General features: G+C 35.8%; 12 protein-coding genes. 5 read left to right on the top strand and 7 right to left on the bottom strand.

Features of this window, described 5'->3' with window-relative positions; translation table 11 throughout:
* Positions 1-25: 25 nt before the first annotated feature.
* From CWS20_RS02370 to CWS20_RS02355, 4 genes are all read right to left on the bottom strand, one after another.
* Positions 26-331 carry a hypothetical protein gene (locus tag CWS20_RS02370; RefSeq protein ID WP_066197287.1) on the bottom strand — a complete coding sequence of 102 codons (306 nt, stop codon included), beginning with the start codon at positions 329-331 and terminating at the stop codon, positions 26-28.
* Between the two features lie 189 nt (positions 332-520).
* The gene (locus CWS20_RS02365) at positions 521-805 is read right to left on the bottom strand and encodes a hypothetical protein (protein ID WP_066197290.1); all 285 of its coding nucleotides are present in this window, start codon (positions 803-805) and stop codon (positions 521-523) included.
* Positions 806-866: 61 nt separating this feature from the next.
* Positions 867-1,214, bottom strand: a complete 348-nt coding sequence (locus CWS20_RS02360; protein WP_066197297.1) for a hypothetical protein — start codon at positions 1,212-1,214, stop codon at positions 867-869.
* A 212-nt stretch (positions 1,215-1,426) separates the two neighbouring features.
* Complete coding sequence (locus CWS20_RS02355) at positions 1,427-1,819, bottom strand: hypothetical protein (RefSeq protein ID WP_066197302.1); 393 nt, start codon at positions 1,817-1,819, stop codon at positions 1,427-1,429.
* A 359-nt stretch (positions 1,820-2,178) separates the two neighbouring features.
* Here CWS20_RS02355 and CWS20_RS02350 point away from each other — a divergent pair, with 359 nt between their 5' ends.
* Positions 2,179-2,724, top strand: coding sequence for an outer spore coat protein CotE (locus CWS20_RS02350; RefSeq protein ID WP_066197307.1), 546 nt, complete (start codon positions 2,179-2,181; stop codon positions 2,722-2,724).
* A 262-nt stretch (positions 2,725-2,986) separates the two neighbouring features.
* The gene (locus CWS20_RS02345; protein ID WP_066197311.1) at positions 2,987-3,832 is read left to right on the top strand and encodes a CsxC family protein; all 846 of its coding nucleotides are present in this window, start codon (positions 2,987-2,989) and stop codon (positions 3,830-3,832) included.
* 470 nt (positions 3,833-4,302) lie between these two features.
* On the opposite strand, the gene CWS20_RS02340 is transcribed toward CWS20_RS02345, so the two are convergent.
* The 3 genes from CWS20_RS02340 to CWS20_RS02330 form a co-directional block, all read right to left on the bottom strand.
* On the bottom strand, positions 4,303-5,397 hold the full coding sequence (locus tag CWS20_RS02340) for a hypothetical protein (RefSeq protein ID WP_142385360.1): 1,095 nt from the start codon (positions 5,395-5,397) through the stop codon (positions 4,303-4,305).
* A gap of 292 nt (positions 5,398-5,689) precedes the next feature.
* A complete protein-coding gene (locus CWS20_RS02335) occupies positions 5,690-6,475 on the bottom strand; it encodes a CsxC family protein (protein WP_066197318.1) in 786 nt (261 codons plus the stop codon).
* 354 nt (positions 6,476-6,829) lie between these two features.
* Positions 6,830-7,648, bottom strand: a complete 819-nt coding sequence (locus CWS20_RS02330; RefSeq protein ID WP_066197320.1) for a CsxC family protein — start codon at positions 7,646-7,648, stop codon at positions 6,830-6,832.
* Between the two features lie 181 nt (positions 7,649-7,829).
* Between CWS20_RS02330 and CWS20_RS02325 the strand changes: the two genes are divergently transcribed.
* From CWS20_RS02325 to mutS, 3 genes are all read left to right on the top strand, one after another.
* The gene (locus CWS20_RS02325; RefSeq protein ID WP_066197322.1) at positions 7,830-9,020 is read left to right on the top strand and encodes a ParM/StbA family protein; all 1,191 of its coding nucleotides are present in this window, start codon (positions 7,830-7,832) and stop codon (positions 9,018-9,020) included.
* Positions 9,021-9,029: 9 nt separating this feature from the next.
* Complete coding sequence (locus CWS20_RS02320) at positions 9,030-9,410, top strand: hypothetical protein (protein ID WP_066201559.1); 381 nt, start codon at positions 9,030-9,032, stop codon at positions 9,408-9,410.
* A gap of 294 nt (positions 9,411-9,704) precedes the next feature.
* Positions 9,705-12,305, top strand: a complete 2,601-nt coding sequence (gene mutS / locus CWS20_RS02315; protein WP_066197324.1) for a DNA mismatch repair protein MutS — start codon at positions 9,705-9,707, stop codon at positions 12,303-12,305.
* Positions 12,306-12,346 lie beyond the last annotated feature (41 nt).

The following is a 12,346-nucleotide window of genomic DNA, read 5'->3' as shown; positions in this document are numbered from 1 at the left end:
TTAAGCAAAAAGGAAAACTCGTTGATTAATCAATTTTGACATTAATGTTTTCTTGCTCCACAATTGATAAAATGTTAAAGTTTACGCCGGCATTGAGTGCTACATTTGCAACCTGAACATTTACGCCAATTGCAGCAAGTTCAACTTCATTTTCTACGTCACCTTTTACAATTGCATTTGCATATTGTTTACCATTAGTATTAGATTTGTTCTTTTGCTTAAAACCAGCCTTCTTTTTGTCATCCTTTTTTGGAAAGTGCTTCTTATCTTTTTTTGGAAAGCACTGTTTTGGCTCATAACAGTCATGGTCTTCCCAGTAGCCATAATACATATCCTTTCACCTCCTTTCAATCTACTTTATGTTATGATTTGCTAGAGTAATTGCTTGAGTGTTTATCCTATTTTTTGCCTGTTTTCTATTACTTTTTTATTTGTTCTTTGGAGGTTATTGCATTTGAAGAGAAGAGCTATTTAATTTTTATTGAAATTTAGTAAATATAAAATATTTAGATTTACATTACTATTTATCAATTTTTTGGTTATCCTGACTAATATCACTGCCAATTGGTATGTTTGCCGCTACATTGATTGGTGCATTGCCAACTTGAACATTAATGATATCGCCGCACACAATTGCACTATCTAAGATGAGAATATTGTAAACATCACCGCCGACACTCGCGTCCGCTGATTGTGATTCAATTGTATTGACTTTGTTTTCCTGATTAAGACCGGCATTTTTTGATTTGATTGGTTTTTGGGGCTCATATGAATGATCGTCGCCCCAGGATTCATAATGTCGCATTTCTTTCACCACCTATTGATTACTATACGGTGTGATAATAAAGAAACTGAATTTAAAAAGTTTATGCTTCTTCATTGCTAGATTGAGGCATCTCGACATCTACAATCGTCTCACCATTTAGTTTTATTTTTAACCGGCCGTCCTCTTTAACTTTTTCAATGAGAGGTTTTTTTACTGATGACAAGCCATTTTGTAATGTTTGTTTCATATCTGAAGTTTGATAATTGTTTTTTAAAGCCTTTAAACCTTCATTTAGAGGGGCAAGTGTGTTTTCAATAGCTGCTCTAATTTCGGAAACCATTTTTTGGACCTCTTCCTTTGAAAATTCTTTGTTTTCGATCGTTAAAGGTTCACCGTTTAAATTAATATCAAAGCCAGTGGTACTCTCTTGTTTTTCATTATTCTCCATTAGATCACCTCCTTTTGCTTGATACATCATATGTTTAGTATTAAAGGCAGTATCAGCATATTACCGAGGACAAGAGTATATTTTTCAAAAAAAATGCCCGAATATCATTCGGGCATTAATTGAAACCTCACGCTGCATAAAGTTTAGTACTCATTACACGAATATAGAAGCTATTTTAGTAGCGAGAGATTAAGTTTCCTCTATTTAAGTGGTCAATCGTTTAAGTCTTGTAATTCTTCAATTGTATAACTCGCTTGAAACTTGAATGATCCAGTATATTCTTGACCAAATCCAAAAACAGTTACACGAGTAACATCATCATATATAAATGATAATGAAGAATTTGCGAAAATCGTTCTCGTAATGTTCCCAGAACTTCTTTCAAAAATTACATTAATGCTATCGTCACTGAAATTTTCAATCGTCCCCGCTAAAACAACAGGCAATGAGTTTGGTTCAACATCAAAAATGATATTGCCTCCTGTGTCAGGCCCACCAGCAAAAGGTGCACAGTTAGTAAAGGTTAATGTTTCAAACTTATTACCAACTGGTCTCGGCGGACATTGATTAGAGTCATGTGAAAAGCAATGTTTTCCTTTTAACATATTTTTCCCTCCTTTCTATCTAGATTCATAGATAAAATATGAAAAATGTAAAGGAATGATTGGACAAGAAGGAATTAAATTATAAACAAACTTTAACCTATAAATAACAGCCTAATAAATTGACTGATTGCCTGAAGTTTATTGTACAAGGTAAGAAATACGAAGCAAGTCACGAGTGAACGGTTTTTCTCTGCTATTCTTTCATGTCCTTATTAGTTGTTCTCCGTAACATAAAAAAGGGCGGAGCATATAATGGAATATGCCTAAAGTTACATCAGCGGTTAATTAAATTTAATCGCACACTAGTCTAATATCCCGCATAGGATGAAGTGAAAAAGAATGAGGAGGGTTCGCTCGTAATGGGAAATTTTAGAGAAATCATAACGAAGGCAGTCGTTGCAAAAGGACGTAAATATATACAGTCCAATCATACGATTTGCCCTAAACACCATCCGTCAAGTATCCTTGGCTGTTGGATTATAAACCATACGTTCGAGGCGAAAAAGGTTGGAAAAAAGGTAGAGATATGCGGTTATTTTGACATCAATGTTTGGTATTCCTATAATGATAATACAAAAACAGAAGTTGTTACCGAACGTATTGATTATAAAGATGTCATTAAAGTAAAATATCGTGACCCAGATAGTTTGGATGACCTGGAAGTGGTCGCAAAAGTCTTGCAGCAGCCAAATTGCTGTGAAGCAACGATTTCCCAGAATGGAAATAAAATTATCGTCCATGTTGAAAGAGAATTCCTTGTAGAAGTAATCGGAGAAACAAAAGTATGTGTAGCCGTTCATGATCCTTGCGACTGTGATGATGATGAAGATTGGGGCTTAGATGTTGACGATGAGGAATTTGAGGATTTAAATCCTGACTTTTTACTAGGTATAGAAGAAGAATAGCCGATAACTAGGAGGTTTCGCTTCCTAGTTTTTTCTTTGGCTGAAACGCCTATATTGCGATCAACTGGTAAACATCCAATGTCTCGGGCTTATTTTAATTCCTCATAGTTTAAAATGGGTGTATAACTATCGTCATTCGTCTATTCCAAGTAATTCATTTCAGCATATAAAATAGTAAGTCGAAAGGGAGAAGAAGAATAAAACCTACTGAAGGGGATCTTCCGAAATACTTTTGATTAATATGATATAGGAGATGAAAAGAATGAAGAGAAATACTGGCTGCGGATGCAATAACGGTCATTCATGTCCACCTGCAGAAGCATGTGATAAAGCTAAAACAAAACGTGTAGACTGCGATTTCGATAGTTTTAAGCCTAAAGGTAAAAAACTAAATGTACCTGTGTTAGATGCTCTTGTTCCATTAGCAGAAGTAGAGGTAGAGGCGGATGTAGAAGCCGAGATTACTTTGCCTGATGCAGCAAGGGAGATAAAATCCATTAAGAAAAATTTAAAATTAATTCAGTGTAGAGCGGTTCCTTCATCTAAGGGCCCATGGTTTGCAAAACTATATATTACAGGGATTGTGCATAAAAATATTCAATATGTTGACGCTTGCGATGGATTTGTAAAGGATTTCAGTACAGATGTGCATTTTACATGTATTCATAAAGTAAAGCTCTTTAATCCAATCAGAGATCCATTTGGGTTTAAAGGTGTTGGATTTAGCTCAAAAAGTTCAGATGTTTACGAGTATAGAGAGCTTGATGATAAAGGACATGGTGCGAATCGCTGTGTAACTGGCTCTAAAACATTTGAAGTTTTCAATGAGCCAATCGAGTGTAAGCTTCTAGGTTCCCATATTAGAGAAATAGACCTTTTGAACAATTTCAATGAGTTTGGTCTATTTGATGAAATTACTGAAAAAATGGAAGTAAGATTTTGGGTTAAATTATCACAAATGCAGCAAGTGAAATTTGATCCAACACCAGATCATCATTATCCTTCATATGCAGAAGCAGATGGAGAAGAAGAGGGTTATGAAGAAGGTCATGAAGAAATAGCTGAAGAAAATATCGGTGATAGATTCCGTAACTTTGTTCAGGGATAGGAAGTAAAGCAATGTACCTTTCATAATAACATCAAGTTGTGAAGAAAGGCACACCTTTGTATATTTTAATGTTCATTATCGTTACTAACCTAAATAAACTAAGGCATTCGCTACAAACATTGTGAATGCCTTAGTTTATGAAAAGTTCTTATAAAATCTGATGCAGCAAGGTGGACAAGAGCTGATTTTAACATTAGTTTCAATAATTATTCATAGCTATGTTCGTCTCTTTCCTCTTCTGGTCATTATGACGAGAGCAGCCATAATAAGGAATCCAAGTCTGTAGTTATTTGGTCGTGCTTTAACTTAACAGAACTGGATTCCTTTATGGATTTATCACAGAATAACGAGCAACGGGCAGTAAGACTCCGATTGGCTAAATAAACCATCAGTGTGGGATGAAGCAAGACCCTCACTGATGGAAGTTTCACCTTATTTAGTGCAATGAAGAATATTAATAGTATTATACATTATTTATTAAGATCTATATATTGCTGCTGCAAAAGGTCGATCGATAAGCTGCCTTTTCCTTGAACATGAATACTTGAATTTACAGATCGAAGTCCTAATTCTTCGTGCCAGATAAAGTTGGTACATCTAAGATTATGATAAATTTCTTCCGCTAATTCATCAAAAGATTCTTGATGGTAACTAAATTCTTCCCAGTTATGAGTCATAAATGAAAATTCATTCCATTTTTTTTGCGGTATTTCAGGTGGATAGAGCCATGTGACATTCATTGCTTTTTTCCACGGAATTTCTACTTTAACTATTTTATTTTCGTTGTCAATTACATATTCAATATCTGCTAATAAGGTACCTTTCAGAAATACGATATTAGAAGGAAGAGCAACATGACTTTCCAATGAATGAGCTGACCAATCAATCTTGATAATATTTGTAATTGGCACCGATAAACTGATCGTATCAAAAATATCTACGTCTATATCCAATACAGCTAGTAATACTGGCATTTTTACTATTGGCAGTGGATTTTTTTTCTGTACTGTGGATTTATCCTCCATCTTTTCAATTTCAAACTGATCTTCCTTTTCAAAAACGTCTTGAAAAGATGAAGAGTCTTCAAATGATGAAGATTCCTCTACAGAAGAACTTTCTTCAGCAGCGTTCGACGATTCATCAAGCAATGCGGAAAGCATTTCGATCTCAGTCTCAGATTCCTCAAGTGATTGGGCCTCCCTACTAATTGATGAAGGATCCGTTTCTTCTGAGGAAGACTCTTCCGTTTCACCACCGTTATTATCATCTAAAATGCTTTCTTTCAATGATTCACTTTCTTCAAGGTGCTCAGCTTGTTCACTGTATAAATCGTCCTTTAAGGATTGTTGCTGATCAATTGATTTCTTGGACGGTTTATCCACTGTACCATTCTTTATTTTGGTTTTTTTTACTTGAAACCCATTGGTTGGAGGGGGAGGTAATATAAAAGGTGCTGGTTTCTTTGTTTTTTCTATTGAATTAGATTGTCTCCCCGCTGTTTCATAAGAAAATTTCGAAGTGGTGCTCTGGCTGTTCTCTCTGACTGAGGCTTGATCAAAGCCCAAATTCCTGAAGCTTCTGGCTGGATTATCTTCTAAAGGATGTTTTAAGTGTGCACCACTAGTTCGTATATATGATTGAACAGCATCTTTGTTACTGATCATTTATAATGGAAAGCGCTGCATTTAATTTCATTCCTTCCACCTCCTCTCTTTATAGATTCTCATTAGTAAAGTTGTGATTTATGCAGCCTGTAAAGTTCATTTTTCAACATAAATAGATTAATCTTCAATAGTAAAAGGGGATTATTCCTTCTTCATCCGGATAACCCCTTCAAGTTTACCTATTGTTGATTAATTATTCGCAGTCATAGTCATAATCGCAATCATCATCATCATCATGACAATCATCATTAGTTGTTGATGTTACGCGTATTTGCTGGTTTTGCAAAACTTTAATAGTAAAATCGACGACCATTTTTTCTTCTATCTTCGTGAAATATCCTTCACCTATTGGGGATGCGGATGGAAATGGTACACGATCCAACGCTTCATCCCATTCAATAATCTTGCTGGATATCAGTTCACAAAATGGCAGCTCATTGTAAAATTGTTTGCTTTCTTGATGGAATTGTGAAAGGTCGCTCGTTAATAGCTCATCTTTTTCAGGAAATCCTGAAGGCAAAGGCTGAGAGACGAAGAAATCGAATTCCTGTCGTTTATTATTTTCAGGATTTACTGGCTTAGTTAAGAAGTGCTTTATTTCTGTTACACATGAAAACGGTATATCAACTGTAAATGAATGCAAATCAGAAGCAACAGTTGAAGAAGTGCTTTGTTCTATATCTTTACAAGGACTTGCATACTGAATATTTTTTCGAACAAATCCTTTAATAAATAATTTATTCGTTGGCAAAAGCAGACGGCACTGAGTTAATTTTAGTCTCTTCTTAATATCTTTTATTTCAAGCACAGGCTCAGGGAATGAAATAATTTCATCAACATTCACTTGGAGAGTAAGTTCCGCTAAGACAACTGGTACCTTTGCAATGAGTTTCCCGATAGAAACATGTGGCTCGTGTTCACTTGAATGGCATTCACAATTCTTACATTCATGCTGGTCTTTTTTATGTTTTTTTGACATTTGAGCTCCTCCTTAGGGTCAAGATAATTTTAATGTATGCGATACATTTGCCTATGTATGGGCATATGCGGAATTCAACAAGAAAAAATTTCGAGCTCTTTTTCTAAAAGATTATTACAATGTGGAAATAATATAATTTAGAAAAGGAAAGGTGTACAGTCTCAAATCTTTAAAATTAGAATATGTATAATAAGAGAACAAAAACTAATGGATTACACTGAAAATGTCTTCATTATGAATGGCGTAAATTACTAGAAACTCTCCATTAGTTTTTCTTCATATAAATGATGAATAAACAAAAAAAGCATTATCATGATTTGTCCAATCAATGATAATGCCAATATTCTTTAGGTGTTAGCCGTTGCCCCCGCCATTGCCATTAGCCACATCAACGGTTACTTGCTGATTTTGCAATACTTTTATGTCAAAAGTTAAAAACATCTTTTCAGAGATGCTTTGGAAAACGCCCTCTCCGAAACGAGGTTGTCCGTTAAGTGTCTCCCTGTCTAGAGATTCATCCCATTCGACAATATCGCTTCTAAGTAGCTCACAGAAAGGCATCTGATTGTAGAACTGAGTGCTTACTTGATGAAACTGAGAAAGGTCGCTTGATAGCAGCTGGTCCTTTTCCGGGAATCCTCTCCCTAAATCTTGAGCTCTAAAGAAGTCAAATTCTGCCCGGTTATTAAGAAATGGTAGTTGTGGAGGTGAAATGAACTCGTCTGACGGAATAGTGGTTACACACTCAAAAGGTAGTTCAGTTGTAAGAGAGCGCATTTCAGATGATACACAAGATCCATGTGAACGGCCGCATGGGGATGCATATTGAATATTTTTGCGGACAAACCCTTTCAGATGGAGCATATAATTCACCACAGGATCATCTGGATCTGGAAAAGGACTTCCGTTTTCTGGGATTGCAGGCAAGAGCAGTTTACATTGTACAATTTTGACCCTCTTTTTAATATCCTTGATTTCCAACACAGGATCAGGGAAACGAATAGTGGCAGAAAGGTTTGTTGTCACTCTTCTTTCCGCTAGAGTGACGGGAACTCTCATAGTTACTGATCCAGTTACTCCACCTGGAGTCGTAATAGGAGTTACCGCAGAGCTGTCACACTCTCCTACATGAGTAGACTTATTATGTTTAATACAATCATTATCTTTTTTCATTTAGTAATTTCCTCCTTGAATATAGGTTTCTATATAGTTTATGTGGCAGCCTTATATTTGCATAGGTGAATGGAGCATTTGAATAGCGGAATTTTATGATAGACAAATAGATATTTTTAAAGGGTACTTGCACGCATCGTCGCTCTATTTGCATAGGATTCAACAGGAGGTGTGAGGTAATATGGAGAAGCAAAACTTATTTGCTGTTGATATAGGGAACAGCTGGTATAAAGCATTGTCTTCAGATTACGGTTTAATGCATGAGTACCAAATTCCTAATGCTATCGCATTGTTTGATGAAGAGTTTCATGAAAAGCCGTATGATGATGACGATGTAGAGTTTGAAGAGAACCTTATCGTCGAGGTGAAGAGCAGGGCTTTAGCTGATAAGAGAGAAATTTATTATATTGGGAAATCTGCAGCAAAGCAGCGGAATGTTAGTTTAACTTCTTTTAATAATCAAAAAGCTGATGAGGACCGCACATACATTTTACTATTTGGTCTAGCTGCGTATCATGCAATCATTTTGGATCCTGAAAATGAAGAGTTGCATTATACAATTGACCAATTAGCCGTTTCACTGCCAACCACTCAATACAAAGAAAAGAAAGAAAGATTGAAAGAACGGCTTATTGGCACTCACACAGTTATTTTCCATAAAGTGCCTGGTATAGCGGAACCGAAGGAATTAACTGTTAAGCTACATGTGAATGATGTGATTGTTGGCGCTGAAGGAGCCTGTGCCTATTTGGGGTTGACCAGGGATCATGAAACTTTAGGGATTAAGGATGATATACTTGTTAAAGAATCTACTAAAGGAATCATAATAGGGGATCTTGGTGGAGATTCAGTTGATTTTGTAGGCATTAAAAATAATAAACCCGTTGCTTCAGTTGAGGGAGAAGCCTTCGGGATCAATCAATTTCTAGATAATATTATTCAAAAAATCAGTAAAAACGAGCTTTACAAATTCGATTCCCGCTCTGAACTTGAAGAAAAGTTGGTTAACGGACCATCTGAGTGGTATGTAGAACCGTTTGCGGGGGTTAGAAAAGACATTAGTAAATATATTATTCCTCAATTAAAGCTATTGTCAATCAAATACCTCGAACATTTTGACCGTGTCCGTAGCAGCTCAACCGAAATTAAAGGTGCGGCAAGATATATTGCTGTTGGCGGAGCAGCAAAACTAGCACAAAGACAAATTCAGGAAGCTGCTGTCAAATGGTCTGAAAGAGGCCGCCCGATTGAATTACTTTTTCCGGAAGATATGGAAAAACTGAATGTACTGGGGTTAATGATTCTTGCGAAGATGAATCAGTTAAAACAAGAACATGAAAAAAATTATAATTATGTAACTGTAAAAGGTTAGATGATGGATATGTCTAGGACATACACCGACTATATTAATAAAGCAGCGATAACTATCCCGGACAAATTCATCGATGTGAAAACGGGCGATTCACATAATGTCTCATCAAAAATACAGGAACAGATTGAATATCATACAAATAACGATACATTAATGCATCTAATATTTTCTGCTCTCAATTACTACTTTCATCCAAAGGCAATAAGCAATAAAGGCAGTGATCAGCTTTTATTAGAAATTTTAGAAATAAAAAATATGCTTCAGCAAGGAAGTCCACTAGGATTTAATTCTTATTCTGCTTCCCTACCAAGAAAGGTACATGTAAAATCTAGTGAGGTAAATCTAGAAGAAGTAAAAGATATTTTGGAAGCCTTTGGTGGTAAGAGTTAGAATTTTTGAAGGGCGATATTTTAGCATCATATATAAATAAAAGTTATGCATTCGTGATAGGTTTCGCGAATGCTTTTTTTCGGATAAGAAATATAAGACAACACTTCAAACTGATTATTGACTGAGAACTCGGCTTAAATAAATTCTAATTTCTAACTAAATTGAGCAAGTACCTATGGAAAATCAGTTTGTTACGATGAGGAAACAATATGACTATGATATAATGTACTAGACAATTTTGTTGATTGAAAACAAAGCATATATAATAGATTACTGAATAAGTTGGAGGAAATTATGGCAGCAGCATACACGCCTATGATACAGCAATATTTAAGGGTAAAGGCAGAATATAAGGATGCCTTTTTATTTTTCCGTTTAGGGGATTTTTATGAAATGTTTTTTGAGGATGCGATTCATGCCTCAAGAGAATTAGAGATTACGTTGACAAGCAGAGAGGGCGGGACAGAAGAACGCATACCAATGTGTGGAGTTCCTTATCATTCTGCGGCCAATTATATTGAACAATTGGTTGAAAAAGGCTATAAAGTGGCAATTTGTGAACAAACAGAGGACCCCAAACAAGCAAAAGGCGTCGTTCGTCGTGAGGTTGTTCAATTAATTACACCGGGAACGATGATGGAAGGACGAGGCTTGAATGAGAAAGAAAATAACTTTATCGCCTCTGTCACACCTTTTTCTGATCATACTTTTGGTTTTGCCTATAATGATTTATCTACAGGTGAAACAAAAGCTACATTGATTGCAGAAGAATTTACTGCAGTTCTCAATGAGATATCTTTATCAGGCGCCAAGGAAATCGTAGTACCAGTAGATTTCCATGAAGATTGGTTGAAAAAAATGAAGGAAAGAACAGTGATGACGATTTCTTATGAAGATGCAATCGGAATTCAGGATGCTTATGCACCGTTGCTACAATCGCTAACACAAGAAAAATTGAGGATGACGGCTTCAAGGCTGTTTAACTATTTACATAGGACGCAAAAACGAAGCCTAGACCATTTGCAGCCAGTTAATTTTTATCAAATGGATCAATTTATGAAAATTGATTATTTTTCTAAAAGAAACCTAGAATTAACTGAGACCATTCGTGCCAAAGGTAAAAAAGGCTCATTGCTTTGGCTATTGGATGAAACGAAGACGGCAATGGGTTCTCGATTATTAAAGCAATGGATTGACCGGCCTTTAATTTCAGAGGAAGAAATTAAGCGCCGTCATACGCTTGTAGAAACATTGATGGAAAGCTTTTTTGAGCGTGAGGACATTCGTGAAAAACTAAATGAAGTTTATGATTTAGAGAGATTGGCGGGAAGAGTCGCTTTTGGAAATGTGAATGCCCGTGATTTAGTTCAGCTGAAAAAATCGTTGCAGCAAATTCCTTCATTAAAGGAGATAGTAAATAGTTTGCCAAATGAAGAAGCAAAAACAATGGCAAATGAACTCGATGCCTGCGAGGAAGTTGCTGATTTATTAGAACAAGCAATGGTTGAAAATCCGCCAATGTCGATAAAAGAAGGAAATTTAATACAGGATGGCTATCATTCTGAATTAGATCGTTATCGTGACGCGACAAAAAACGGAAAAACATGGATAGCGCAGCTTGAAAAACAAGAGCGTGAAAAAACAGGAATAAAATCTCTAAAAGTAGGTTATAATCGTGTTTTTGGCTACTATATTGAAGTAACTAAATCCAATCTTCATTTGCTTAAGGAAGGTCAATATGACAGAAAGCAAACACTGACAAATGCGGAGAGGTTTATTACACCAGAATTAAAGGAAAAGGAAGCATTAATCCTGCAGGCGGAAGAAAAATCTGTCGAGCTTGAATATCAACTTTTTACTGATGTGAGGGAGCATGTAAAAGAATTTATACCTAGACTGCAGAAGCTAGCCAAGAAGATTAGTGAATTAGACGTACTTCAGTGCTTTTCTGTTGTTAGCGAACAAAGGCATTATGTAAAACCAATCTTCTCAACAGACAAAAAAGTGATTATTAAGGATGGCAGGCATCCAGTCGTAGAAAAAGTAATGAATGCGCAAGAATATGTACCAAATGATTGTTTGATGGATAGCGAGCGAGAAGTGCTGTTAATCACAGGACCGAATATGTCGGGTAAGAGCACATATATGAGACAGGTTGCTTTAACAGCTATATTGGCGCAAATCGGCTGTTATGTGCCAGCTTCTCAAGCGGTGCTGCCAATTTTTGATCAAGTATTTACGAGAATTGGTGCAGCAGATGACTTAATATCTGGCCAAAGTACATTTATGGTTGAAATGTTAGAAGCGAAAAATGCGATTGTGAATGCAACTCAAAATAGTTTAATATTGTTTGATGAGATAGGCAGGGGAACTTCAACCTATGATGGAATGGCTTTAGCACAAGCAATTATAGAATACATTCATCATCGAATTGGTGCAAAAACGTTATTTTCCACTCATTATCATGAATTGACAGTTTTGGAAGAGGAACTGGAAAAAGTGAAAAATGTCCATGTTAGTGCAGTTGAACAAAATGGCAAAGTCGTTTTCCTCCATAAAATTAAGGAAGGTGCTGCAGACAAAAGCTATGGAATTCATGTAGCACAGCTGGCTGATTTGCCTGATGAGCTTATTAGTAGAGCGAATGAAATATTAACAGGACTAGAGCAACAATCGGAAAAGCCTGTTAATAATACGGATTTGCCATCTAAACCAGTTAAACAGGAAACAGAAGGACAGCTTTCATTTTTTGAAGAGGTTTCAACAGATAATAAAAACAGTGTAAATTCTAAAGAAAAAAGAATCATCGATAAGATTAAAAAACTTGATATTTTAGATATGACGCCAATGGATGCCTTAAATACATTGTATGAACTTCATAAGAAAATTAAATAAATGATAAAAAGAGGCCTGCATTCATTGCGTGCCTCTTATCA

The organism is Cytobacillus horneckiae (assembly GCF_002835735.1).
Taxonomy (GTDB): Bacteria; Bacillota; Bacilli; order Bacillales; family Cytobacillaceae; genus Cytobacillus; species Cytobacillus horneckiae.
Note: the sequence above shows the minus strand (reverse complement) of the source record. Positions and strands in the feature narration are given on the sequence as shown.

Bases quoted from the DNA above. Each gene is read 5' to 3' on its own strand.
- CWS20_RS02370 (WP_066197287.1), bottom strand. From the start codon at position 331: ATGTATTATGGCTACTGGGAAGACCATGACTGTTATGAGCCAAAACAG.
- CWS20_RS02360 (WP_066197297.1), bottom strand. From the start codon at position 1,214: ATGGAGAATAATGAAAAACAAGAGAGTACCACTGGCTTTGATATTAAT.
- CWS20_RS02350 (WP_066197307.1), top strand. From the start codon at position 2,179: ATGGGAAATTTTAGAGAAATCATAACGAAGGCAGTCGTTGCAAAAGGA.
- mutS (WP_066197324.1), top strand. From the start codon at position 9,705: ATGGCAGCAGCATACACGCCTATGATACAGCAATATTTAAGGGTAAAG.
- CWS20_RS02320 (WP_066201559.1), top strand. From the start codon at position 9,030: ATGTCTAGGACATACACCGACTATATTAATAAAGCAGCGATAACTATC.
- CWS20_RS02325 (WP_066197322.1), top strand. From the start codon at position 7,830: ATGGAGAAGCAAAACTTATTTGCTGTTGATATAGGGAACAGCTGGTAT.
- CWS20_RS02335 (WP_066197318.1), bottom strand. From the start codon at position 6,475: ATGTCAAAAAAACATAAAAAAGACCAGCATGAATGTAAGAATTGTGAA.
- CWS20_RS02330 (WP_066197320.1), bottom strand. From the start codon at position 7,648: ATGAAAAAAGATAATGATTGTATTAAACATAATAAGTCTACTCATGTA.
- CWS20_RS02365 (WP_066197290.1), bottom strand. From the start codon at position 805: ATGCGACATTATGAATCCTGGGGCGACGATCATTCATATGAGCCCCAA.
- CWS20_RS02355 (WP_066197302.1), bottom strand. From the start codon at position 1,819: ATGTTAAAAGGAAAACATTGCTTTTCACATGACTCTAATCAATGTCCG.
- CWS20_RS02345 (WP_066197311.1), top strand. From the start codon at position 2,987: ATGAAGAGAAATACTGGCTGCGGATGCAATAACGGTCATTCATGTCCA.